The organism is Chlorogloeopsis sp. ULAP02, assembly GCF_038404745.2.
In the GTDB taxonomy this organism is placed as follows: Bacteria; Cyanobacteriota; Cyanobacteriia; order Cyanobacteriales; family Nostocaceae; genus Chlorogloeopsis.
Genome location: NZ_JAYKTT020000059.1, coordinates 61,131 through 88,052 on the forward strand (window position 1 = coordinate 61,131; position 26,922 = coordinate 88,052).

The 26,922-nt window shown below is 40.6% G+C and carries 19 protein-coding genes; 7 read left to right on the plus strand and 12 right to left on the minus strand.

Annotated elements, in window-relative coordinates; translation table 11 throughout:
- Positions 1–17 precede the first annotated feature (17 nt).
- From U2718_RS20200 to cax, 6 genes are all read left to right on the plus strand, one after another.
- Entirely contained in the window at positions 18–3,368 is a 3,351-nt protein-coding gene (locus U2718_RS20200) for an amino acid adenylation domain-containing protein (RefSeq protein ID WP_342002157.1), read from the plus strand.
- Positions 3,365–4,750: a thioester reductase domain-containing protein gene (locus U2718_RS20205; RefSeq protein ID WP_342002156.1), complete on the plus strand. Its 1,386-nt coding sequence runs from the start codon at positions 3,365–3,367 to the stop codon at positions 4,748–4,750. Before U2718_RS20200 ends, U2718_RS20205 begins: the two co-directional genes overlap by 4 nt.
- A 139-nt stretch (positions 4,751–4,889) precedes the next feature.
- The gene (locus U2718_RS20210) at positions 4,890–5,828 is read left to right on the plus strand and encodes an ATP-binding cassette domain-containing protein (protein WP_411813329.1); all 939 of its coding nucleotides are present in this window, start codon (positions 4,890–4,892) and stop codon (positions 5,826–5,828) included.
- Between the two features lie 105 nt (positions 5,829–5,933).
- Entirely contained in the window at positions 5,934–6,755 is an 822-nt protein-coding gene (locus U2718_RS20215; RefSeq protein ID WP_342002154.1) for an ABC transporter permease, read from the plus strand.
- Positions 6,755–7,579 carry an ABC transporter permease gene (locus tag U2718_RS20220; RefSeq protein WP_342002153.1) on the plus strand — a complete coding sequence of 275 codons (825 nt, stop codon included), beginning with the start codon at positions 6,755–6,757 and terminating at the stop codon, positions 7,577–7,579. The genes U2718_RS20215 and U2718_RS20220 overlap by 1 nt, the downstream gene beginning before the upstream one ends.
- Positions 7,580–7,771: 192 nt before the next feature.
- A complete protein-coding gene (gene cax, locus U2718_RS20225) occupies positions 7,772–8,893 on the plus strand; it encodes a calcium/proton exchanger (protein WP_276748705.1) in 1,122 nt (373 codons plus the stop codon).
- A gap of 200 nt (positions 8,894–9,093) precedes the next feature.
- Here cax and U2718_RS20230 read toward each other — a convergent pair whose 3' ends face one another.
- From U2718_RS20230 to U2718_RS20245, 4 genes are read right to left on the minus strand one after another with little or no spacing between them, the layout of a single operon-like run.
- Positions 9,094–9,471: a DUF1636 family protein gene (locus U2718_RS20230; protein ID WP_342002152.1), complete on the minus strand. Its 378-nt coding sequence runs from the start codon at positions 9,469–9,471 to the stop codon at positions 9,094–9,096.
- 3 nt (positions 9,472–9,474) lie between these two features.
- Positions 9,475–10,440, minus strand: a complete 966-nt coding sequence (locus U2718_RS20235; protein WP_342002151.1) for an iron-siderophore ABC transporter substrate-binding protein — start codon at positions 10,438–10,440, stop codon at positions 9,475–9,477.
- A gap of 14 nt (positions 10,441–10,454) precedes the next feature.
- Entirely contained in the window at positions 10,455–13,070 is a 2,616-nt protein-coding gene (locus U2718_RS20240; protein WP_411813330.1) for a TonB-dependent siderophore receptor, read from the minus strand.
- A gap of 27 nt (positions 13,071–13,097) precedes the next feature.
- Positions 13,098–14,165, minus strand: a complete 1,068-nt coding sequence (locus U2718_RS20245; protein WP_342002147.1) for an AraC family transcriptional regulator — start codon at positions 14,163–14,165, stop codon at positions 13,098–13,100.
- A 224-nt stretch (positions 14,166–14,389) separates the two neighbouring features.
- On the opposite strand from U2718_RS20245, the gene U2718_RS20250 reads away from it, so the two are divergent.
- Complete coding sequence (locus U2718_RS20250; RefSeq protein WP_342002145.1) at positions 14,390–14,572, plus strand: hypothetical protein; 183 nt, start codon at positions 14,390–14,392, stop codon at positions 14,570–14,572.
- Positions 14,573–14,800: 228 nt separating this feature from the next.
- Here U2718_RS20250 and U2718_RS20255 read toward each other — a convergent pair whose 3' ends face one another.
- From U2718_RS20255 to U2718_RS20290, 8 genes are all read right to left on the minus strand, one after another.
- Positions 14,801–15,778, minus strand: coding sequence for an iron-siderophore ABC transporter substrate-binding protein (locus U2718_RS20255; protein WP_342002143.1), 978 nt, complete (start codon positions 15,776–15,778; stop codon positions 14,801–14,803).
- A gap of 403 nt (positions 15,779–16,181) precedes the next feature.
- Positions 16,182–17,612, minus strand: a complete 1,431-nt coding sequence (locus U2718_RS20260) for a TonB-dependent siderophore receptor (protein WP_342002220.1) — start codon at positions 17,610–17,612, stop codon at positions 16,182–16,184.
- The gene (locus U2718_RS20265; RefSeq protein ID WP_342002141.1) at positions 17,609–17,794 is read right to left on the minus strand and encodes a hypothetical protein; all 186 of its coding nucleotides are present in this window, start codon (positions 17,792–17,794) and stop codon (positions 17,609–17,611) included. Before U2718_RS20265 ends, U2718_RS20260 begins: the two co-directional genes overlap by 4 nt.
- Positions 17,795–18,062: 268 nt before the next feature.
- Positions 18,063–19,055, minus strand: a complete 993-nt coding sequence (locus U2718_RS20270; RefSeq protein WP_342002139.1) for an iron-siderophore ABC transporter substrate-binding protein — start codon at positions 19,053–19,055, stop codon at positions 18,063–18,065.
- 77 nt (positions 19,056–19,132) lie between these two features.
- A complete protein-coding gene (locus tag U2718_RS20275; protein ID WP_342002137.1) occupies positions 19,133–21,766 on the minus strand; it encodes a TonB-dependent siderophore receptor in 2,634 nt (877 codons plus the stop codon).
- Between the two features lie 109 nt (positions 21,767–21,875).
- Positions 21,876–22,871 (minus strand): AraC family transcriptional regulator, encoded by a 996-nt coding sequence (locus U2718_RS20280; RefSeq protein ID WP_342002136.1) that lies wholly within the window; start codon positions 22,869–22,871, stop codon positions 21,876–21,878.
- Between the two features lie 368 nt (positions 22,872–23,239).
- A complete protein-coding gene (locus U2718_RS20285; RefSeq protein WP_342002134.1) occupies positions 23,240–24,163 on the minus strand; it encodes an iron-siderophore ABC transporter substrate-binding protein in 924 nt (307 codons plus the stop codon).
- Between the two features lie 68 nt (positions 24,164–24,231).
- Positions 24,232–26,880: a TonB-dependent siderophore receptor gene (locus tag U2718_RS20290; RefSeq protein WP_411813331.1), complete on the minus strand. Its 2,649-nt coding sequence runs from the start codon at positions 26,878–26,880 to the stop codon at positions 24,232–24,234.
- Positions 26,881–26,922: the final 42 nt, after the last annotated feature.

Sequence of the window (26,922 nt, forward strand, 5' to 3'; positions counted from 1 at the left end):
ATAAGGATACTTGAGTCATGAATGACTTTTCCAAACGAATTACTGCGCTTTCTCCAGAACAACGTGCTTTACTAGAATTGCGTCTGAAGCAGAAGCATGGAAAACATTTAAAAACATCTGTAATTCCCAAAATAGTTGGAGATGAAAATAACAATTTACCAGCATCTTTTGCCCAGCAAAGAATGTGGTTTCAAGACCAGTTAGGAGTCAAAAGTGCCACATCTAACAATATGCCTGTCGCTGTGAACATCAGTGGTTCTCTACAAGTAAAAATTTTAGAGCAAAGCATCAGGGAAATTATTCAACGCCACGCAATCTTGCGTACTACCCTCAAGACTGTAAACAAGCAACTCATTCAAGTGATTTCGCCTCATGTAAACTTTATATTACCCTTGATAGACTTGCGATCGCTTCCCAAATCTGAACGAGATCGAGAAGCGCAGCGATTAGCTATGGAAGAGGCTTGCAGACCCTTTGACTTAACAGCTAATTTATTTCTGCGCGTCACCCTACTACACCTAGACGCTACAGAATACATGATGCTGATGACAATGCATCACATTGCCTCTGATGCCTGGTCGGTGGGCGTATTTTTCCGAGAGTTAAATATTCTTTACCAAGCCTTTGCCAATGGACAGCCTTCACCCCTAGCCGAATTACCAATCCAATATGCAGATTTTGCAGCTTGGCAAAGGCAGGCTACCCAAGGAACGCAACTGGAAAAAGAAATATCCTACTGGAAGCAGCAATTGCAAGGTGCTGCCGCTTTACTGCAATTACCCACCGATAGACCGCGATCGCCAACCCCTTCTTTTGCTGGTAAGATGCAGTCTTTTGTATTACCAAAAACCTTGATCGACTCGCTCAAGGCTTTATCCCAGCAAACAGAAGCTACCTTATTTATGACGCTACTAGCAGCGTTTAAAGTTTTACTCTACCGCTACACCAGACAGGAGGATATCTTAGTTGGTTCACCGAGCGCTAATCGCCATCAACCCGAAACTGAAAATTTAATTGGCTGTTTTATCAACACATTAGTACTGCGTACCAATTTGTCGGGTAATCCTAGCTTTCGAGAATTATTAAACCAGGTGCGGGAGGTAGTATTAAGCGCTTTTGCTCACCAAAACTTACCCTTTGAAAAACTAGTAGAGGAATTGCAGCTAGGGCGGAATTTAAGCTATTTACCGTTGTTTCAAGTACTATTTGTGATGCAAAATGCCACCTCATCACGGGACATAGAACTTCCAGGTCTAGATGTAAAATACTCATTAATTGATAATCAAACAGCTCAGTTTGATATCACACTTCATTTAGTAGAAGAAGAATCAGGTTTGGTAGGGCGAATAGGATACGACACTAAGCTATTTAATGATTCTACTATTACTCGTCTGATTGGACATTTTCAGACATTATTAGCTGGAATTGTTGCTAATCCCAATCAACGAGTTTATCAATTACCTTTATTAACTCTAGCTGAACAACAGCAATTATTAGAGTGGAATCAAAATGATGTAAATTATCCCCAGGCAACTTGCATTCATCAATTATTTGCACATCAAGTCGAGAAGACACCTAATGCTATTGCCGTAATATTTGAAGACCAGCAATTGACTTATCAAGAACTTAATCAACAAGCTAATCAACTAGCTCATTATCTCCAAAAATTGGGTGTAAAGCCAGAAGTTTTAGTTGGTATTTGTGTAGACCGCTCAATTGCAATGATTGTGGGATTATTGGGCATTCTCAAAGCAGGTGGAGCTTATGTTCCTCTAGATCCGGCTTATCCTAAACAGCGTCTTGCCTCTATATTGTCAGATTCCCAGGTATCAGTGATATTAACTCAGCAGCATTTGCTAGCAGATTTACCTGATATAAAATCCCCTGTAGTTTGTTTAGATACAGATTGGGAATTAATTTCTCAACAAAACAAACAAAATCCCACAAGTGAGATATTAGCTGAAAATTTAGTTTATGTAATCTACACCTCTGGTTCTACTGGAAACCCCAAAGGAGTCATGGTTACACATCGAAATTTGGTGAATGCTTATCTAGCCTGGGAAGATGCATATCAACTCCGCCCTTTGTGTTCCAGTCATCTACAAATGGCAAGTTTCTCTTTTGATGTTTTTTCTGGAGATATGGTGCGTGCGCTTTGTTCTGGAGCCAAACTAGTTATCTGTAAGCGGGAGTGGCTTTTAGAACCAGAGAAACTATATAAACTGATGCACAAAGAAAAGGTTGATTGCGCAGAGTTTGTGCCAGTTGTGCTAAAACATTTGATTCAGTATCTAGAAAGAACAGGACAAAAACTCGACTTTATGAGATTATTAGCTGTTGGTTCAGATAGTTGGTATGTGGAAGATTATCAGAAAATTAAACATTTTTTGCATCCAGAAACTCGTTTAATCAATTCCTATGGTGTGAGTGAAGCCACTATTGACAGTTCATATTTTAAAACGACTCCAGACAATTTGTTAATTGGTGGACTAGTCCCGATTGGACGCCCTTTTGCAAATACAAAACTTTATATTCTAGATCCATATTTACAGCCAGTTCCTATTGGTGTTCCTGGCGAACTATATATTAGTGGTATTGGTCTGGCTAGGGGTTATTTGAATCAACCAGAGCTGACTAAACAGAAATTTATCCCCAGCCCCTTTGACAATGGAAAATTATATAAAACAGGGGATTTAGCCCGTTATTTAGCAGATGGTAATGTTGAGTTTTTGGGGCGTGTTGACTATCAAGTGAAGATTCGTGGTTTCCGCATTGAACTTGGGGAAATTGAATCTGTGTTGAGCCAGCATCCCTCGGTGCTTCAATCTGTGGTTTTAGATCAAGAAGATCAATCTGGGAACAAGCGCCTTGTAGCTTATGTAGTAGCGAAACCAGAACATATTCTTACTACTAGCGATCTGCGCTATTTCATTGAAAAGAAATTGCCAAACTATATGGTACCTGCTGTTTTCATAATGCTGAAAGGCCTCCCGTTAAATCCTAATGGTAAAGTAGACCGTAGAGCATTACCAATTCCTGACACAAATAGACCGGAACTAACAGAAAATTTTGTTAAGCCTCGTAACTCTATAGAAGAAATGATAGCGAAAATATTTTCTCAAATTATTGGGATTAATCAAGTGGGTATTTATGATAATTTCTTTGAGTTAGGAGGAAATTCTTTATTAGTTATTCAACTGATTACTCAATTATCGGAAGCTTTTCAAATAGAGTTAACAATTGTAGATTTATTTGAGTCACCAACAGTGGCGGGGTTAGCTGAACGAATTGAGAAAATGCAAATTATTGAAAAGTGTTTGTCTATGCCCGTTGAGCATAACTACGAACGTGAGGGAATAGAAATATGAAGCCGATTGAGGAATTTTTATCTGAACTTGTGAATCTAGATATTAAGATTTGGGCTGATGATGATATCATCCGTTGTAATGCTCCTAAGGGTGTGATAACGTCAAATCTAAAAGCTCAGATATTTGAGCGTAAAGCAGAAATTATTCAGTTTTTTAACAATAAAAATAGTATCGGTGAAAAGACAATCAAATTATTAAATGAAGCTGTACTAGATTCAACAATTCATCCTCTAGATGAAAATGTTTTTGCGTTTCAAGCAAATAATCTATTTTTAACTGGAGTAACGGGTTTTTTAGGAGCCTTTTTACTTTACGAACTTTTGCAAAGTACTCAAACAGATATTTACTGTTTAGTACGTGCAGAAAATTCTGATTTAGCTAAAAATAAAATTAAAAGTCATCTAGAATTTTATTTGCTTTGGCATGAAAGTTTGAGTGCCAGAATTATTCCTATAGTCGGAGATTTATCAAAACCTCGTCTAGGTCTAACTAAAGAGCAATTTTACAGGCTGGCGCAACAGATTGATGTTATTTATCATAATGGATCTTTAGTTAATTCTATCTTGCCATACACTGCATTTAAGGCAATTAATGTTTTGGGAACTCAGGAAATTCTGAGGTTAGCTAGCCTGGTTAAAGTTAAGCCTGTGCATTTCATTTCTACTTTGTCCGTTGTGCAATCTGTTAACTCTTGTCAAGGTAAAGTAATTCGAGAAGAGAATCTTTCAGATTCCTGGGAGAAACTTCACAATGGTTATGCTCAAAGTAAATGGGTAGCTGAAAAGATAGTAACAATTGCTCGCTCAAGAGGAATACCTGTATCTATTTATAGACCTGGAATGATTACAGGAAGTAGCCACACAGGAATTTGTAAACACCAGGACTTGCTAAGTACAGTCCTCAAAAGTTTTATCCAACTTGGAAGTGCACCTGATTTAGATGTGATGTGGGATATTACTCCTGTAGATTATGTGAGTCAAGCGATCGCTCATTTATCTATGCAGCAAAAATCACTAGGAAAAGTCTTTCACTTATTCAATCCCCATCCGCTGTCTATGAGTGCAATGATTAACCATATACGCTCATTTGGCTATCCTATCGCTATGGCTCAATATGATAAATGGAGGGCAAAATTGGTGAATTTCAGTAAATATTCTCAAGAACATACAATTAGGTCATTGCCTTTGATGTTTCTGGAAAGCTTTTCTGAAGAACAATTACAGTTATTGCATCTACAATATGACTGCCAAAATACACTTGATGGACTTGCAGATAGTTCGATTAATTGTCCATTACCCAATACTGAATTAATCAGTAAATACTTATCTTATTTGAACAAGAATGGTTATTTAGATTCTCCACAGAAATTGGATCTTCTTTGATTGGATAACTAAACACCACATCCAAACCTTGCAAAATCATTTGTACTAGTTAAGATTTACTTTTTAATTATTACGTTTTATATATCTAAAAACTTATTAAAATAATTTGTCAATAAACTAAAGAGATAAAAGAACTCCGATGGACTATATGATCGTGCAGGTCAAGAACTTGAGAAAGTATTTTGGCAAAACAGAAGTATTGAGAGGTATTAATTTCTCAGCACCAGCAGGCTCAGTCCTTGGTATGCTTGGGCCGAACAGTGCAGGCAAAACTACAACCATCAACTGCCTAACTACCCTTCTGAAACCAGATGATGGTAGTGCCACGATCGCTGGTTATGATGTGGTTACTCAACCTGCTGCAGTGCGGGCGTTGATTGGGCTGACTGGTCAGTTTGCGGCTGTTGATGAGGAACTTACAGCACGGGAAAACTTGGTATTATTCGGACGCTTACTGCGACTGTCTAGCGTCAAGGCTGCACGGAGAGGCGCAGAATTACTAGAACAATTCGACTTAACAGCAGCAGCCAATCTGCGAGTCAAAAAGTTATCGGGCGGTATGCGACGACGGCTAGATTTGGCGATCAGCATTGTGACTGAGCCATTAGTACTGTTTTTGGATGAGCCGACGACTGGTCTTGATCCCTACAGCCGCCGCCAAGTGTGGAATATGGTAAGAGCATTGAAGGCACAGGGTATGACAATTCTCCTTACTACCCAATATCTAGAGGAAGCAGACGAACTAGCCGACTGGATTGTGGTCATCGATCGCGGACAGGCGATCGCTCAAGGTACAGTTGATGAACTTAAAAACCGAGTTGGAGAAACTTTTTGTGAGCTACGACTTGCCGATCCTGGTGATGAGCAAAAGGTGCGAGGTTCATTGGCGGATCTTGGTGAGATTACTGGTAGCACTACTCTTACGCTTCCGGCTGCAAAAGGTGTAGTCACCTTAACAGAGGTGCTCCGTAGAGTAGAAGCTATCGGTGTTAACCTGACTGACGTTTCTCTGCGCCGTCCCAGTCTTGATGATGTGTTTTTTGCCTTGACTGGTCACACAACCGATCCTCATTTCTAAGTAACAATATTTAGAAAAGTCGTAAATTTTTACTCAATTTCTCAATTTGATATCAAGAGTCTAAATTTATGTATTGAATTTTACTTTCAATTATTAAATAAATTGATGGATACTAACGATCTATACACAAAAGCGAAAAAGTTAGTGGCAACTCGGAACGAATCAGGTATTAGTCGAGTGTTTGCGGACAGTCTGATTATCGGTCACCGAAACTTGATTTTATTGAGCCGATTTTCCGCAGTTACAGTATCTGTGGTGCTTATACCCATTATGTTTCTCAGTGGGTTTCTACTGACTTTTGAACGGTTAATGGCCGCTCAAGAAATTAATTACGTGCAGTACTTAGTTCCCATCATCACACTCCAAGCCATGTTTTTTACTGCAATGGGAGCAGCAATTAACCTAGCTACCGACATCAAAGCAGGGATGCTGCAACGGTGTCGGGCAATGCCAATTTCACGAGTAGCAGCCTTTGGTGGGCTGTTAATTGCTTACATCGTGCGGGCATCGATCGCTTTGGCGATTCTTGTCTGCTTTGCCCATGTTTACGGCTTCCGTTTTCAGGGTGGTTGGTTCTCTGTAGTAGGGTTTATAGCATTGACGTTGCTGTTCACGACTACTGCGATCGCCGGTTATGCTGTACTGGCGCTCGGACTCAAGGAACCGAATTTAGTACAATCACTGAGCATTATCCCTTACGCTCCCTTGCTTTTACTCAGCACAGGTTTTAGTCCCGCAGAAAATTTTCCCCATTGGCTGCAAGCGATTGTTCGCGGACAACCTGTCAGCCACACTGCCAATGCACTGAGGGCATTAGTCAATGGTAACGAGATATTAAATCCTCTGTTTTGGTCTGTTGGTTGGCTGCTGGGATTGTTGCTGATCTTTGTATTTCTGGCTGTTTATCTCTACCAGAAGGTTTCATAATGACTATGCCTCCTCCAATTGCAACTAGGTTGCTATCAACTCACAAAGAAGTGGGCTTCATCCGCACAGTTGCTGAAATAACCCTGATTGCTCGCCGTAACTTGCTCCTCGACTTGAGAAATCCATCTGTCATTGTCGGAGCCACAGGATTCCCTGTATTTTTATTGCTGCTTTTCACCGCTAGCTTTGCCAAGGTAGTGATGCCCAATGGTACTTATGCTGACTATGCTCAGTTTCTGGTGCCGCTAACTATAGTTCAGGGGTTGCTTTTTAGTACTATTGATACTGGGACTACACTGCACAATGACCTCAAAAGCGGCATGGATACTCGACTACGCACTTTGCCCATTGCTCGGTCTGCGGTGCTAGCTGGACGAATTTTCGGTAGTAGTGGTCGTTTGTTGATACAGGTGGCGATTATAACAGTGGTGGGATATCTGCTTGGCTTTCGGTTCCAAACTAATTACCTGGCTATTGTGGCGTTCCTAATTTTACCTGTTATATTTACTTCATCCTTTGCCTGGCTGGCAGTATTTTTCGCTGTTAAATTCAAAACACCAGAGTCGGTTCAGGCAGCAATGATCCCATGGCTGTTGCCACTTACGTTTTTGAGCATCGGGTATGTACCCAAAGAGGGTTTTCCAGGCTGGCTTCAGGGCTTTGTAGAATTCAACCCGGTTTCTTCGGTGACTCAAGCACTTCGTGGTTTGTCTTTGGGTGGTTCAGTCGCAGGTTCAGTTATCGTCACCCTACTGTGGAGCTTCGCCCTGACATTAGTATTCAGCACATTGGCAACACGTGCTTATCAACATTACGATCCTTAAAAAAGTACATCCACGGCGGCGATCATCCATCTTTAGCTAGTTAGCTAGATTTAACGCTGCATCTAAAATACTTTTGGAAAATCAGATTTCTATACTGGTGAGTTGCTTAGTAATTGTTACAGACAAGACAATTGCTTTGATTTAATTCAGTGAGATTTTGTGCTAACTAGTCATTATTAGAGTTCTATACTGATGTCAAATCTACTCAAAAACATACAAACTAAAAATCTAATTTCAATAGGTTTGCTAGTTTTTATTCCGATTGCAATTGTCACAGAAAAGTTAGACTGGGATGCATTAATAGTGTTTGGACTATCAGCGATTGCAATTATTCCCTTAGCAATCTGGTTGAGTAGAGCAACAGAAGAGATTGCTGTGGTTTTAGGGCCTTCTATCGGAGGTTTGTTAAATGCAGTATTCGGTAATGCAACTGAGTTAATCATTGCTTTAGTAGCTCTCAAAGAAGGCTTGGTAGATATTGTAAAAGCCAGCATTACTGGAACAATTATCAGTAATCTACTACTGGTAATGGGTCTATCTATGCTGTTGGGTGGGCTACGTTACAAAGAGCAGACTTTTCAGCCAATGGCCGCGCGAGTCAATGGTTCTACAATGACACTGGCAGTCACTGCAATTGTCCTGCCTGCGATGGTGATCACCACATCTAATGTTGTTGAGCCAAGTGCTATTACCAACTTGTCGATTTTTGTAGCGGTTGTTTTAATTGTAGTTTATGGCTTGACGCTGTTGTTTTCTTTGAAGACTCACAGCTACCTCTATGATGTTGGGGTTGTAGAACTAGAAGATAACGTTTCTTTGGAACAAACCACAGAAGCAGATAAGCATTCAAAGCCAAATTTGGCTCTTTGGGTTGGTATTTTGCTTGCAGCAACCATTGGCGTAGCCTTCGTGTCCGAGATTTTTGTTGGTGCAGTTGAACAAGCAACAAAGGGACTAGGATTGACGCCTCTATTTACCGGAGTAATTTTGTTACCACTAATTGGAGGTGCAGCCGAATACGTAACCGCTGTCCGAGTAGCAATGAAGAACAACATGGATTTGTCAGTGTCTGTAGCAATGGGGTCGAGTTTGCTAGTTGCTTTGTTAGTTGCACCGATCCTTGTGCTAGTTGGGCAGCTAATTGGACAACCAATGGATTTAAACTTTAACTTGTTTGAGGTTGTTGCAGTCATTATTGCTGTAGTCATTGCCAATCTAATTAGTTTAGATGGTCGCTCCAATTGGTTAGAGGGAATGTTGCTGCTTGCAACCTATGCTGTAGTTGGGGCTGCCTTTTACTTCCACCCAGTTTGAGTGCTAATCGAGAGTTGGAAACTCACGTGAGTTTACGGTGTGTTGACAAGTCTCGCCAAGTAGGGGAGCACTAGGAGAGAGTTGACAGGATTTTTGCACAGATACGGGAATCATAACTAACCAGCCGGACTTGATATAAGTGTATCTGTGTGCGTGCTCATGCCTATAGTTTGTGGGCAGACGATATTTTTTAACCGCAGCTACACTTCAACAGGCGGGATTTGCGCGAAAATAGCAGACTGTAAAATCTCCGGAAATTGTTTCCAAGCTACATTGCCTTTACGACTTTTGATATATAGTTGCATAAATTCCAGTAACGCTATTGCGCTTTCTTGCGGTGGCAGATTGACAAATAAGTACGTGGGTTTGTCTTGGCTTGATACAGATACAACACAGCCTTGACTGCACGCCCAGAGGCATTCAACGGGTTTAATTTCAAGTTCGTTTGATGGTAATTTTCCCCCGCATAAAGTGTTTAATTTGTCAAGTAAAATAGTGCCGTCAGCAGGTTGATTTTCTGGTAGTTCTTCTGAGGAACGGTGGCAAGATTTGCAGACAAATAAGGTATGTTTAGGCATGGCTTAAGGTGTATTGACAAGGTATTTTTCGAGGTCATCAAGGATAGCATTAATCGCGAAAATATCTGATTCATGCCAATGTTCGCCGACAAAATAGACTCGATCGCGTTGAACGGCGTTAAGCCATTGCCACAAGGGTTTGTGTTTAAGATTCTCCAATTTTGTCTTGTCACCATAAAATTCCAAAGATACAAGAAACAGAACATCCCCATCAATATCAGGTATAGTTTCTTCCGAAATATTTTCTATGTAGAAGAAATCTCCTGTTTGCGATCGCGGACGTTGCAATCCAATATCTTTGAGAATCGTTCCCGAATAATGCTTTTCTCCGTATGCCGTAAATCGATTTTCTCCAGTTACATCTGCAACGGATATCCTTAGGGTATGGCGACGCTCTCCCAGAGCTTGCTTGAGTTTTTGAATCCGTTGCCAGTAATTATCCATAAATTGCTGACTAATATTCTCTTTGCCTAATATCTGAGCAAGTTCTTCTAGTTGCTTTTTCCAACCAAGGGGAGGCCAAGGATAGTTTAGTACAACAGTAGGTGCAATTTGTGACAACTGTTCATAAATATCTTTCATGTAAGAGTTAGATAAGATTAAGTCGGGTTTAAGTCGCAAAATCTTTTCTAAATTAGGAGAATCATAGCTCCCAACAAACTCTACTTGCTCAACTTTGCCTTGAAGATATTTGGGAAGCTGGGAACCGAGTTCATATGCCGAGCCAATTAGTTGAATACCTAATATCCAGCTATTGACAAAAGTATCAGGTCTAAGAGTCACGACTCGTTGAGGATTGCGAGGAATGCACGTTTCACCCATTGTATGTCGCACGACTCGACAGTCTTCTACTTGCAGTTTATGATTTGTCACACGAGTATCGTTAATCGTACTGCAAGCTGCAATCAGTGTTGCCGCTAAGACTCCTAAAAGCAGTAAATAGATGAGGCGGCGTAGAGAGATTTTCACGAATTGCTAACTCCTCAAAACCGCCATGAAAGCGTTCCTTGCACAGTAAATGGTTCCGCTGGGAAAACGTTAAGCCGATCGTAAGCAGATTCAAAATAGCTGACATCAAATAAATTCCTAAAGTTAAGTGATGCTCTGAACTGCCCGCGGTTATAGAAGATAGCTGCATCTGTGCGAAAATAGCTGGGCAACGTAAATGAATTTTCTAAATCCCCTTGGCGATCGCCCACATAGAAAAATCCTAATCCAAAGCCCAATCCTCTCAAATCGCCTTCTTGCAATTCATAGCTCGTCCATAAATTGAAGCTATGTTTTGGTACGTTATACAAACGATTACCAGGTTCAAATGTGTTATCTTCTGTAATCCGCGCATCGGTATAAGCATAGCCTGCAATCATGTTCCATCCTGGTAAGATTTCTCCTCCAACGTTCAATTCAATACCACGACTATTTTGTTCACCTGTTTGAATCGAGAAGCCTGGATTGCTTAGATCATCAGTTGTGACGTTAGAGCGAGTGAGATCGTAAAACGCGAGAGTTGCAGAGAGTCTGTTGTTAATATCTGCTTTAACCCCAACCTCATACTGTATCCCTCGTTCTGGCTGAAATTGTTCGCCATCAATCGATCTGCCAATGCTTGGCGCAAACGAGCGACTATAGCTAGCATAGAGTGAAATTGGTTGAATTGGTTGGTAGACAATTCCCACACGGGGACTAAAGGCATTTCCAGATTGAAATTCTTCTGTTTCATTGATGAAATCTCTGTTCGTCTGCTCGAAGAAATCCAATCTGCCGCCCAGTAACAACTTGAGATTTTCTGCCAATGCCACTTGATCTTGAACATAGACACCTAAAGAATCTGTCAAGCCAGTACTATCAGCTTCGTCTATGATTTCACCCCTTGATAAGGCTCCATAAACTGGATTGAACAAATCAAGCGGCGTTGCTTCTTGGTACTGAGCCTTGTACAGATAGTTATCAAGTCGGGTTAGATCAATTCCAAATAGAAGTTGATGCCTAATGGAACCCGTTGAGAAATTCCCCACAACATTTGTCGTTAGATCGTAAACTTGTTCTTTATAATCTTGACCTCCAACACCCCGTTGTAAGGTTCTTTGATCTGGATCAAGTTCCCTATTAAAATAGGTGTTTCTACCTCTGTTGTAGAAATGTCCATAATAAAAGGCATTTCGCAATAACCAGTTTTCATTGAATCGATGCTCTAGGTTATACCCAACTCTGAAAACTTCTGGCCCGTAGAAGGTATTTTTTTCCCCAGAGTTACGGTTAGGTGGTATCTCACCGTTTATATTCGGTAATACAGTGCCAACTGCCGGAAGAGCATTATCATCGTTTTGATTTACTTTGTTATATTCTGCATCCACCGTTATTGTTGTGCTTTTTCCAAGGTCAAAACTGAGTGCACCCGACAGAAATGGATTATCTCGCTCTAGAAAGTCAACAAAGCTACCTGCATTCTCGTAAGATGCATTCAATCGATAGCGGATTGTTTTTTCATCATTTAGCGGCCCTGTTAAATCGACCATACCTCGATAGAAGTCATAACTACCGATTGTCGCTTCAACTGTATAAAAGGGATCGGGCAGTGGCTGCTTAGTCACAATGTTAATCGTACCACCAGGATTGCCCCCACCGAACAAAACTGAAGCAGGGCCTCTGAGAACTTCAATTCGTTCAATATTAGCAAAATTTGCTGCTTTACCTCCCCCTTGTAAATCTCTCAATCCATTCCTGGTAAAATTACCTGCACCATCAGAAGCTTCAAACCCTCGAATCGTAAAAGTGGCAAATTGATTAAAGTAACTAGGAGCAGTCTGAGTTACACCACTAACATTTCTGAGTGCATCATTGAGAGTAGTAACTTGCTGTTCTTCTAACACTCGTTGTGGCACTACTTGAATCGAAGCGGGAATATCTCGTAAAGGCGTATCAGTTCTTGTTCCTACACTAGTATTTGGTACAAGATACCCATCTTGCTCTCCCGTTACTATCAACTCAATTGGCTCATCTTGTTGTTCTTCACTCGTGATTGGCTTCTCTGTTTCCGCTTGCGGTGGTGCTTTTGCCGTCTCGGTAACCACTACGCCAAAAATTAAACCCTCATCACTATCAAATAACTCAACTTGGGGCGAACTCGCCTCACCCGTCACTGTCACCCGGACAGTATTAGCATCAATATTGGTTACAGTCACCACCGTGATTCCCTCAGCGGGATTTTCTTGACGGAACTCACTACCCGATGGCAAATTTAACTTAGTATTGGGGATATCTGCAATAAAATTATTTCCCTCACTCTTACTTACAGGCTGTAACTGGTCGGAACCTGTAGTCTCTAAAATTACTTCTAGTTCTTTGTCTGTTTGTCTTAATCTTACACCCGTTACCTGAATTATTCCTTGAGAAAGCAACTGTTTAACTGTAGTTGCTGGACGCTTAATTTCGGTTAAACGCAGAATTTTGTGATTACTTATAGCCGCAGTTGCCACTGGAGATGGATTTTGATGAGACTTAGTAGGCTCTAAACTCGTTTCTGCCCAAGCAGGTAAGCCAATTAATCCCAAGATGGAAGCAAGCATCCACATCTTCAACCAGCAATAATTTGATATCACTGCCCACACCGTTAATAATAATTAGTTTCAACAAAATACCGTGAAACTCAGTGAGGCAGAAGACTGATTCGATAGGTAGACGGAATTTTTTCGATAGCTAAACGGAATTTTTCGCTGTTTTTGATATTCCTTGGGGTTCATGCCAAACTGCTTGCGGAATGCAGCAGCAAAGGGACTGCGACTTGTGTAGCCCATCGCATGAGCAATTTCAGTAATTTTCATCTCTCCTGCTTCTAGCAATTGTCGCGCTTGCTCAAGTTTGTATTTACGCAGATAATCAAATACTGTTGTGCCAAAACACAAACGAAAACCCCGTTTCAAGGTGCATTCATTTAAACCGACTAATCGCGCTAATTCATTTAAAGATGGTGGATTGTCTAACCGCTGCAATATAATTTCCCTCGCATGGTGAATTCTATCTACTACATCTGGTTGCAAAGGCTGAGGATTGCTCTTGCCATCATGAATCTCAACTTCCTGGGCTAACAGCATTCCCATCAATTCCAGCACTTTCCCCTCTAAGTAAACCCGTTTGGTAATTCCCCGATAAGGACAATGTAAAATTTGCTGTGCTACTCTCTGCATCGGTAAGGTTGCAGTGCCAAAACGATGGTAAATCTGAGAATCAGATTCCCGAATTAAGTGCTGTAACTCTTGTGGTAATTCTCCTTCACTATCTCCAATAAAAGAACGCAGTAACTCCGGCTGTACTGAAAATTCAATTTCCAGGTATGGTTGTTGATGATAACATTGAGATTTTATTTGCGGAGCTAAACCACTGCCGTGGAAAATATACTGTCCGCCACCTGTGGATGTATGTTTATCTTCGTGTGTTCCTGAAAAATGAAAGTGGTAACTTATGCAGCATTCTTTCTCTGGATCTTCAAAAATTATGCGATCGCATAGGCGCAAATCACCAATCAGTAACTCTAAACCCGCACGCAGATTGATTTCCCGACAATAGCCCTGTCCTAGTAGCTTGGGGAAATTATACATCACGTCTAACTTATCATCGGGATCTGGATGTTGGAAACTGTTCACCGTCTCCTCATACAGTAACTCGTAAAAGGTTGGGCTGGAGATGGAGATGGTCATAGTTAAATTACTGAAATATAAAGTCAAATTTATATCGCAAATTTAAGTAAGAAAGTTAAACCAAGTAAATTTTATTTAGTGATAAATGAAAAATATTTCTAATATTATTGCATAATCTGGCTGCACCTACATGAAAAAGGCAGAATTGATTTAAGGAATAGTAGAGATAATATCTTTCTTAGAGCGATCGCAAGTTGGGATAATTAATGACTTGTGTTTAGAGGATGATGGTATACAAATTTGAAGATAAAAGCCAACAGAGGCTAGAACACACACCTTGTTTAGTAGAATTGGCTTTTACACCCGTTATTGATAGTGTTTCCCCTGGGGTAGCAGGTGGATTAGTTGGTGAGCGAGCCTCTTTCAGAGGAGCTTCGCGGGAGGATTTTCTAAGCGAGAAAGAATAATTTGTTTGGCAATGAAGGTTGTAGACTATTCTGTGCGGCTTCATCCCAAAGTTCCTCTTTCTAACTTTGTGTAAGTGCGATTGTCATAACTGGCGCTTACTAGCTTTAGACTTAATGATGCTATTTATCAGCTAACAAAGGAAGACTCACTTTATATAGTTAACACTTGACAGTTAACTGTTAACTAAATTCATGTAGTTTCCAAGGATAAGCTAGGAATATCTTGCTTTAGGGTGCATTGATAAGGTACTTAAATAAATCATCAATGACGACATCAGCAGCAAGCAAGTTTGAGCCAATCCACGCCAAGGTATCTACAAAATATATATGTCCGCGCTGAACTGCTTTAAGCCTTTTCCCTAGAGGCTTTTGTAGAATTTTTTCAAAGGCTTCTCGCTCGTCATTTTTGGAAGTCAAAACGAATATAATATCACCGTCTATCATCCCCAACTCTTCCTCAGATGTAAAAGTGACGTAACCGCTTGAGGTATTGACATCTTGTAACTTTGGACGTGGTAATTTGAGATCGTTAAGAATAGAACCAGCAAAGGAATTCTTCGCTTGAATAAAGAATCCCCAATGGATAGAGGGAACAACCACGGATATTTCTTTATTTTGATATCGACTGCCTAAAGCTAATTTCAATTCATCTATTCGCTGATAATAATGCTTCCAGGCTTGCTGCGCTTCTGCTTCCTTTCTTAAAGCTTTGGTGACAAATTCAAAATGTTCTCGCCACGCTGCTGGGCCGCGCCAAGGTACAATAGCAGTAGGGCTAATTTGCGATAAAAGCGGATAAATGGCTTGAATATTTTGCCAAACCAGAATTAAGTCAGGCTTAAACATCAAGATTTTCTCTAAATTAGGTTCATTTTGAGAACCCAATATTTCTATCCCTTTAACCTTATCTTTTAAATATGCAGGAAACGGATTCTGCATATCCACTACACTGCTGGCGATCGGTTTAACACCTAGAGCCAATGTATTTCCTAAAGTACCATGAAAAATAGTCGCAACACGCTCAGGATTTTTTGGAACACAAGTTTCCCCCATTGTGTGTTGTACTATTCGACATTCACTAGCAGAGGACAATCTGTTTATATTGGTTGAAGACTCTGTAAATCGGTCATCACAAGCTTTAATCAGAATAATAGTTAGACCGACAAATAGAAATAGTATAATTGCACTACCAATTCTCTTGATCATTGGGGGAATATTTTTCTAAATCCCTTCTTTGATGTCTTGCACCTTTCTTACAGCCATTTTCAGATGAATAGACAACACAATACTGTAAGTAAGGGCGGGTTTTGTTTCAATCTCTAGCTCAAACCGAAAGGATATCTGCTAAACCCGCACGCCAGTTGACGCCAGTCGCTACAACGCGCTTAACCCGCAAGGGCGCTGGCTCACCACCGCACTGGCTCCCCGACAAAAAATTGTGGTACAAATAAATGAAATTTACTGTAATAACCGTAAGGTGGGCATTACCTACCTTACAAAAGTCGCAATTAAACGACTGGTGCAAGATGTGAATTCTCAAAGTTTTGGGAACGGTTGGTATGAGGTTGAATTTAGCATTATTACCAAAGTGGATCAGACTAAAGTTGAATCAAAATCGCCAAGAAACTGTTCCTTGCACTTCAAAGGGAGCACCAGGAAAAATACGATTGATGTTGAAGGCAGATTCATAATAATTAATGTTAAACAGATTTCTAAAATTGAGGGCAGCTCGGAATTGCTGGTGTTCATAGAAAATAGCAGCATCCGTGCGGAGGTAGCTAGGGAGTTGAAATGTGTTTGCTAAGTTTCCTTGCCGATCGCCTTGGTAAAATAACCCTAAACCAAATCCTAACCCCTGTAAACTACCTTCTTGAACTTGATAAGTTGTCCAGACGTTAAAGCTATGTTCAGGAACACCATTGATGCGATTACCAACTGGAAAGCTGTTGTCTTTGCTAATACGAGCATCAGTGTAAGCATATCCCGCAACAATGTTCCAACCAGGTAAAATTTCACCAGCTATGTTGAACTCAATCCCTTGGCTGTTTTGTTCACCCACCTGGATAGTCCGCAATGGATCATTTGGATCTTCAGTGCGGATATTGGTACGAGTTTGGTCATAAAACGCTAAAGTTGCACTAATGCGATCGCTTATGTCTGCTTTAACTCCAACTTCATACAGTGTGCCGCGCTCCGGCTCGGAAATTGTTCCATCTTCAAACACATTGATTATTGGTCTAAAAGATTGTCCATAGGTAGCATAGAGAGAAATGGCAGGAATAGGTTGATAAACCAATCCAACTCTAGGGCTAAAAACTTCTTGTTGAGCAGAACCATCTGTTGGATAATTATTGACGATCCGCTGATTGGCAATATCAAATCGACCGCCTAAAAGCAGCTTAAAATTATCTGCGAGGGAAATTTGATCTTGGAGGTAAAAACCATAGGCATTTGAATTGGCTTCTCCTTCAAAAGGATCACCGGAGGGTTCTCCTAAAGGCTGATTGTAGACAGGATTAAAAATATCTATGGGAGCTAAGTCTAAACGCGCATCAGCACGTTCAAAGCTTTCTTGCTCTGTCCGAGTGTAATTAAATCCAGCAACTAACTGATGCTGAATCCTACCCGTTGCAAACTTACCAACAAAGTAGTTGTCAAGGGTGATATTTCTAGCATCAATTGGATTTCTGGTAAGCCCTCTTTGTAAAGTCCGATTGTCCTCTTCTAAGCCTAAAGGAAACACAATTACCCTGTCTTGTTCTAGCCAAGCAGCCTCAAAAACACTACGTAGCTGCCAATTGTTGCTAAATTTGTGTTCCAGGTCGTATCCTATCCTAAATAACTCAACATCATCTTTGTCAAAGGGTTCGCTTAAGTTGCGACTCAACGGGATTTTACCATTCGGGTTGGGCAAGATAGTTCCTCTCGCCGGAAGCCCCATCTGCCCATTGGAACCGGAAATATTGATGTACTCAGCTGATAGTTTCAGGTTTGTGCGATCGCCAATTTGCCAAGAAATTACAGGTGCAACGGTTCTCAGTAGAACACAATTGGAGCGATTTTTGAAAGTAGGCGATCGCGCAAGGCATACGAACGCAGATTTTTAAGCTTGGTGATCGCATTAGCTTGGCTGTACAGTTCAGACTCCGAAGTGACAATGAACGATTGCTTACGGTATGCTATGCGATCGCTAATCTCAGCTTCTGCATTTTTGAACGCCATCTCAAAGTACAAATGGCGCAAATAATAGAAAATTAACTGATAACTATTCGCTGTTTACTGGTAACTTATAGGTTATTTATAGTAGTTGTAAACTTATATCAACTCCGTCTAATCGCTTATCATTTGAAAATCTCCACGTTTCCTTATCGTCGCGTCTCCCTGTCAGCCCTAATGATAAGTCTTCAACCGAACATAATATTATTCGTTTGCTGATTCAAACAAAATCCGCCTTTATAGTATCGTGTGGTCTATTCACCTGAAAATAGATTTAAGGTGTGTTGACAAGGTATTTAAATAAATCATCAATAACTGCATCAGCAGCCAAAGGAGTTCGACCTCTCCAAGTTGTCGGATCTACATAATAAACACGATTTTGTTGAACAGCTTTTAGTTTTTTCCAAAGTGGTTTCTTCTGAAGAATGTTTAAATCACGCTCACCTGTTTCATTTGCGCCATAAGCAACGACGAACATCACATCTCCATCAGCCATGTATAAGTTTTCTTCAGAAAAGCTAATAACTCCTTGTGGATTATGCCGTTGTGAAGGCGGGCGCTGAAGCCCTGCATCACTTAAAATAGAACCAATGAATGAATTTTCCGTTTCGCTACTCATTCCTCCACAACAAAAGTTGACAAAAGAAATAGTTTTATTCTTGTAGCGATTCTCCTTCAAAGAGGCTGCGCTAACACCTAATGCAGTCTTTAGTTGCTCGATGCGCTGATTATAATGTTGCCAAACCTGCTGTGCTATTTCCCTTCTGTTTAACACTTCAGCTATAAAGTTAAAATATTGTTTCCAATTATTCTGCTCCGTGATGCCACCTCCCCAATCGTATAAAACTGTGGGAGCAATAGCAGATAGCTGAGGATAAATTGATTGAGGATACCAACTAACAATAATATCGGGCTTGAGTAAAGCAATGCGTTCAATGCTGGGCTGCGCCCATTCTCCTAATGGCTCTATTCCCTCTGTTTTACCCTCCAAATAATCAGGAAATTTTTTATCGAACTCAAAAATACTTCCAATTGGTTGAATGCCAAGGGCGATCGCATTTCCTAAAGCCGCCGGGTTCAAAGCTACAAAACGTTTTGGATGATTAGGAACGCAAGCTTCTCCCATTGCGTGTTGCACTACTCGACATTCTTCCAATAAAGGCTTCGAGCTTGTAGCGATCTGATTAGTGTTTCTGCTACAAGCCCAAACAATTAAGCAGACTAATATAGCTAAAAACAGTAAATAAACAAACCGACGTAAAAACATTTTGATAATCTGATGAAAGCGGGATAGATTTAGCGGTAGAGCAGAGCGCTCTATCCCTTAAAGTTTTACTCAACTTGTTAAAACTGCCAAGAAATAGTTCCCTGCACGGTAAACGGTTCGCCCAGAATAACACGATTTATGTTTCCGGCAGATTCAAAATAGTCTATGTTAAAAATATTTCGGAAATTCAGTGCAGCACGAAATCCATCTCTCGTATAGAAAATAGCAGCATCAGTTCGTAGATAACTGGGGATCTCAAATGAATTGTCCAAATCTCCTGGGCGATCGCCAACAAAAAATAGCCCTAAACCAAAGCCTAATCCTTTCAAATCACCCTCTTGCAGTTTATAAGTTGTCCATACATTAAACGCATGTTTAGGAATATTGTTGATATTGTTGCCAACGGCAAAGGTATTGTCCTTGGTAATCTTTGCATCTGTGTAAGCATAGCCTGCGATAATATCCCATCCAGGCAAGATTTCGCCAGCAATATTGAATTCAATTCCTTGACTTTGTTGTTCGCCTGTTTGAATTGAAAAATCCGGATTTTCCAAATCGGCAGTCTCTACATTGCTGCGAGTCAAATCATAAAATGCTAAAGTTGCCGCCAGTTGATCGCTCAAGTCAGCTTTCACACCTATTTCATACTGAGTCCCCCGCTCTGGATTGAATAGACTACCGTCAGCAGTTCGGCCTACAACAGGTAGAAATGAACGGCTATAGCTGCCATAGAATGAAAGTGCTGGAATTGGTTGATAGACAATTCCTAGACGAGGGCTAAAAGCTTCATCTTGTTGAAATGAGCTAGTTGATTCCAGAAAATCTTCTGATTTTTGACTAGTAATATCAAAACGTCCTCCTAACAACAGCTTAAGGTTGTTAGTCAAAGCAATTTGATCTTGAAGATAAAAGCCCACAGAATCAGTTCTAGTTAAATTATCATAACGATCAATCACATCTCCAAGAGGTTGACCATAAACCGGATCGAATAAGTCAATTGGTGCTGCGCTGCGATTAAAACCTGCTAGTGTTGAGTCTCGTCTGAATAAATTCACACCTGCTACAATCTCGTGTTTGATTGAGCCTGTATTAAATTTGCCTATTACATAAGTATCTAAATTGTAAACCAACTCACCAAAGTTGGGTGATTGAAATCTTCTATTGAGAGTACGACCATCAGGATCTAAACCTAGACTAAATACAGCTTGCCTGTCAATATTGAAGTCTACAAATCGAAAGGCATTGCGAATTTCCAAATTATCGCTAAAACGATGCTGAAAATCATAGCCTAATGTTAAAGCTTCATACTGTCCTTGATCTGAGGGTTCACTGACGTAGCGATCGCGCGGAATCTTGCCATTAGGATTCGGCAAGATTGTTCCCACGGCAGGAAGCCCTAAATCAAACGGTTGGGTTGCTTGAGCATAATTAGCCTCGAAAGTAATTTTTGTGCGATCGCTAATTTGCCATGTCAGCGTAGGAGCAAGAGAGTAACGTTGAGCATCATAAAAGTCAAAAAAGCTTTCTGTGGTTTGAGCAGCTCCAGTAAAGCGATACAATACTGTACGATTATCATTAAGCGGGCCAGAAAAATCCACGGAACCCCGATAGAAATTAAAGCTACCCGCAGAAAATTCCAGCAAAGAGTAAGGCTTACTTAGTGGTTGTTTGGTAACTAGATTGACGATGCCTCCAGTAAAACCTCGACCGTAAAGAACTGAAGCTGGGCCTTTTAATACCTCAACGCTTTCAATATTTGAAGCTTCAAAAATCGGAGCAAAATCTGTGAGTGAGCTTAATCCATTGACTAAGTAATTGGCATCAAAGCCTCGAATCAATGCATCTTCAACAAAAGTAAATCGGGGTGTAGTCCCCCCTCTTGCCACACCTGGCGTATTCCTCAGTGCCTCGCTTAAACGGGTTACTTGCTGGTCTTTAAGTACCTGTTGTGGCACAACTTGAATCGACTGGGGAATGTTCCGTAATGGGGTATCTGTCCGCGTCGCCGTACTCGCATCCTGCACGCGATAGCCATCTTGCTCTCCTGTCACTACCAATTCAATCGGCTCATCCTCTCCTGCGGGTTCTTCTTGCGGTGTCTGGTTTGTAAGTTCTTCTTGAGCTTGCGGTTTTTCTGGTGGCTGCGTCGCTGTTACCACAGATGTAACTGCAAAAACCAGCCCTGCATTATCATCAAATAACTCAACCGTGGGCAAAGCTTTCTCACTTACCACCGTTACTCGCACAGTATTTGCATCAATATTCGTAACTGTTATCTCAGTAATTTCACTATTTGGTTTTTCGGAACGGAATGCGAAAGCTTCTCCCGATGGTAAACGTAACTGAGCATTAGATATATCTGCAATAAAATTCTTATCAGTGCTGCGATTTGTAACTTGCAGTTTCTCCCCTTGGGTTGTCTCTAAAATCACTTCCACACCTTTATCTGTGGGATTTGCTTTCACTCCCGTGATTGGTACAACTTCACTCTCCTGGGAAACAGGGGGATTAGTTGGTGATTGCGAAAATAAATCTTTGACACTAGTAGCTGGAAACTCGGTTTCGCTGAGTGTTTGAATTGTTGTGACAACTTTATCCTGCTGTTTTTTTGATGCCAATGCCCGTTCAGGTTGAGCAAGCATACCACCGATGATCCCGACTGCACTCACTACCAACCAAAGATATATTTTGAGCGATCGCCAACTTTTCATACCACTCCCTACACAATTAAAAATACTGCTTATTGCGTATATTTCTTAGTTGCAATAAACCAGAGTGTAGAGGAGTACAACCAGTCGAGTCTATCCAAAAAAGCTTTTACTATCCCGAAACGACTTTTTTGCCTAACAAACATTGACTTGGCGTAATACCATATCTCTGTTTAAAAGCGGCTGCAAAGTGTCCTAAGTGAGAATATCCAACCAAGTTAGCAACTTCGGCAACACTGCTGTTATTTTGTCTTAATAGCTGTTCTGCCCATGCCATGCGTTTATCTGTGAGGTAGGCAAACACAGATGTACCAAAAAGTATCTTAAATCCGCGTTTGAGCGTAGTTGCACTCACCCCCACTAACTGAGCTAACTCTAGTAGCGGTGGAGGATTTTCCAAACGCGACAGTAAAATTTCCCTAGCGTGCTGAATCCGGGCAATAGTTGTGGCTTTGAGTCGGGGTGATGGCTTGTGTTTCCCTTGTTCGGCTAAAAAAGGAGCTAGCTGTAAAGTTATTAGCTCCAATGCCTTCGCCTGCAAATACATACGTTTTGTGATTCCCTGATAGGGACAGTTAATAATTTGCTGTACTACTCCCTGTATGGCCGGAGTTGTTTGGGGATAAAATAATGTTTGCCAATCGTTATCCTTTGCCAGAAAACGTAATTCCGATGCAATTTCTCCATCCACCCCAGGAAAAAAATTCCTCAGCAACTGGGGTGGCATTTCTATATAAATACCTAGTGTCCTTTGGGACTGACGATGAAATATATCGATTTTACGTTGAAGCCCACCACCAGCAATAAATGTATGTCCTTCCCCAACTTTTCCATAGGTATCTGTGTACGTCCCTACTGCTAAAGCTCCAAATTGGAGGGGGTGGTGATTCACAGGGATTTTGAACAACATATCATGATTGTATTCCCGATCAAAAATATCCAGCCAAAATTCAGGATACACTTCAATTGCTCGATAGTAACCTTTACCCAATTGTTTGGGGGTTTCATGAAGATATTCAAATGGTTCTAAGGCTGAGTGATGCGTACTATTTTGTTCACTTTCTTCTAACAATTCAATGTAGTCTTTTTCAGTTAAAGTTATTTTCATTGCCACGGATTTTAAAATTATTAAATTTTAATGATAATTAATTGCAACAATTTTACCGCACGCTTGGGTTAAGCGCACTGCAACCCAATAATGTTTCTTCTAAAACTCCACAGCGATAGTCCCTTGTACTGTAAATGGCACACCTGGATAGTCAGAGGAAGTGGCAAAAATTGATGTAAATTGGATCATGGAACTGAAATTTCTAACGAACTTCGAGTTGTGAATGATTATGTTCACCATTAGCTTTGGGAACCGAGTGTTTATTTCATTGAGTAAAATAGTGCCATCAAATGGGGAATTTTTCGGTCTTTTTTCTGAGGAATGGTGGCAAGATTTACAGAAGAATATAGTGTGTTTAGGCATAACAATTAAGGTGTGTTGACAAGGTATCTGTAAATATCATCAATCACAGCATCCGCAGCAATTAAGTTAGAGCCAAGCCAGGTTAACACGTCTACAGTGTATACTTGTCCTTGCTGGACAGCTTTGAGCGTTTTCCAAAGAGTCTTGTTTTGTAGTTGTTCCAACTTTTTACTGTCACGCTCCCTCAGAGTTAGGATAAAAATAATGTCTCCATTTACTTCTTGTAGCCTTTCCTCCGAAATACCATAAATGCGATCACCACGAGGTAAGATAATATCCTGTGCTTTTGGTTGTTGCAGCCCAATGTCGTTTAGAATCGAACCAGGAAATGAACTTTTAACCCAACTAATGATGCCGTAACTGCTACCAAAAGAAATGACAGATATTTTCTTGTCTTTATATCGATTATTTAAAGCTGTTTTTAATTCCTTAATTCTTTGAAAATAACGTTCCCAAGCTTTTTGATATTCTTCTTCTTTTCCTAATGCTTGAGCTAGAAATTGAAAATGTTCTTTCCAAGATGATGTCCCTTTCCAAGTAACAACTGCTGTCGGACTAATTTGAGAAAGCAGAGGATAAACTTTACGAATAGCTTCCCAACCTAAGATTAAATCAGGTTGTAACAAAGCTATTTTCTCTAAACTTGGCTCATATTGATTGCCTAACTTTGCTACGTTTTTTGTGTAAGGTTCTAGATAGCTAGGAAAACCATTTAAATCAGTCAAAGCAGAAGCACCAGCGATAGGTTGCAGACCTAAGACAAGCAGATTACCCAAGGTAAATTGAGAGACTGTAACAATGCGATTAGGATTTTTAGGAATACAGGTTTCTCCCATTACGTGCTTTATTAATCGACAATCTTTCAAGGGTTGCCACAAACTTGTAGTCTGGTTATTTATGACCACACCACAAGCTGTAGCAAATATCAATGTTGAGAATCCTAAAAGCAATAGATAAGTAAACTTATGCCAGGATACTTTTATTAATCTCAACTTGTTTAAAACTCCCATGAAATAGTTCCTTGTACCGTAAATGGCGCACCATAGGAAACACGTAATCGACCGAAAGAATTTTCAAAGTAATCCACGTTAAATATATTTCTGAAATTCAGTGCTGCACGGAGTCTGTCTCGTTTGTAATAAATAGCAGCGTCGGTCGTTAAGTAGCCTGGTAATTGGTAAGTATTATCAAGAAATCCTGAACGTTCTCCAACATAAAATAGTCCCAAACCAAATCCTAAACCTTGTAAGTTTCCGTTTTGAATATCATAAGTTGTCCATAGACTAGCGGCATTCTTTGCGACACCATTCAAACTGCTACCAATGGGAAGAATATTATCTTTAGTGACACGAAGATCAGTGTAAGCATAGCTGGCAAAAACATTCCATCCGGGCAAGATTTCGCCTGCAATATTAAATTCAATTCCTTGGCTTCGCTGTTCACCTGTTTGGATAGAAAAGCCCAGTGGTATTCCAGGTCTAGTATCAGTCGTCAAGAGATTGCTACGAGTCAAGTCATAGAAAGCTAAAGTCGCAGAAAGTCGATCAGTTAAATCTGCCTTGACTCCAATTTCATACTGTTTTCCCTGTTCTGGCTCAAATGTGCTGCCATCAAAAGCTGTACCAATCACTGGATTAAATGATTGAGTGTAACTAGCATAGAGCGAAATGGGTGGAATAGGTTGATACACAATCCCCACACGAGGACTAAATGAATCACCTGATTGACTCGTTTCAATATTAGTGAGACGGTTTTGGTTGTCTTGTCTGAAAGTATCAAATCGAACTCCCAAAAGCAATTTTAAGTTTTCTGCTATGGTGACTTGATCTTGTATGTAGATACCAAGTTGATCTGTGAGGGTATTGGTATCAGTTCTAGACGTAATTGCCCCTGGTGGTAGACCATAAACAGGATTAAACAGATCAATTGGTGTACCAGCTCTATTAATTACTATGGTATCTGTATCCAATCTTCTCAAATCAACTCCAAATAGCAGTTGATGTTCAATTGATCCCGTGGAAAACTTGCCAATAACATCTGTGAGAAGGTTGTACTCAGAATATAAAAGCTCTGAACGTTCTGTAAATCCTCTGGTTACAGTCCGATTGTCAGGCAAAAGTTGAGTAGAGACTCCATAACCTCGATTTCGATAATTAACATCTCCATATCGAAAAGTATTTCGTAGTGACCAGTTATCACTAAACTTATGCTCTAATGCGTATCCAATCCGCAAAGCCGAATCGAATTGGTTATAGCCTTTGTTGAGATTGCGGTTACGGGGTATTTTGCCGTTTGGGTTGGGAAGTACCGTGCCGACTAAAGGTAAACCAAGGAAAAGGTTATCAGTTTCTACATCTACATAGTCTGCTTCCAGTGTTAATTTCGTGTTTTCTCCAATTTCAAAACTGATAACTGGAGCAATTACAAAAACTCTGCGTTCAGAGAAGTCATGAAAAAAGTTCTGAGTTTTATAAGCTGTATTTAGTCGATACAAAACTTTCTTGTCAGGATCTAGCGGCCCCGATATATCTAATGCACCGCGATAAAAATCATAACTCCCAAAATTTGCTTCAACTGAATAGTAAGGGTCGCGGAGTGGTTGTTTAGTTACCAAATTAATCGACCCACCTGGAGGTGCGTTACCAAACAGCACGGATGCAGGGCCTTGAAAAACTTCGATTCTTTCAATTCCGGCGAGTTCGGCTCCAATTGTCGCACCAATATCTTTAATGCCGTTTCTTAGGGTATTGCCAAAGAAATCATTGATAAAAAAGCCTCGATTAGTTAACCGAATTGAAGGAAAGCTAGAAGGGTTGTTTTGCCGAATGCTGGCGACATTTCTCAACGCAGAATATACATCGGCTCCTTGATCGCGGATTACTTCTTGCGGGATCACCTGAATTGATTGGGGAATATCTCGCAATGGCGTATCCGTCCGCGTCCCTGTACTTGTATTCGGCACACGATAGCCATCTTGTTCCCCCGTCACTACTAACTCAATCGGCTCATCCTGCTGCACTATGGGTTCTTCTGACCCCTCCCCTTCCCCTCCCCTTGGTAAGGGGAGGGGTGCCGTAGACGGGGTGGGGTTTTGTGCCATTTCCGCAGATGCGACAGCAAAAATCAGCCCTTCATCTCCATCAAATAACTCAACCGCAGGTAAAGATTTCTCACCAACTACTGTCACCCGCACAGTATTTTTATCAATATTTGTAACTGTTATTTCCGTAATTCCCGATAGAGGTTTTTCGGATTTAAATGTAAAAGTGTCTCCATTAGGCAATCGTAATTGTCCATTGGTGATATCAACAATAAAATTGTTACCCGTACTACGATTGGCGACTTGCAGTTTTTCCCCAAGGCTTGTTTCTAAAATCACTTCCACACCTTTATCGGTGGGATTGGCTTTCACCCCTGTAATTGTGACAATATCTCCTGGAGTTGCAGGTGTGTTTGTTGGTGACTGAGACAGCAAACCATCAATAGTAGTAATTGGGGCTTTAAATTTGCCTAATTCGATAATTTCCCTAGTTTTCGGCTTCACTTGTGCCAAAACAGGTTGAGGATTTGCACAACTAATAAAATATCCTAATAAACTTGCCCCTAGCCAGAAACGCATATTTGCTAGAAATATCAATCTATTCACTCTACTCTCCACACCAGTCAGAACTTATTGCGTAAACTTATC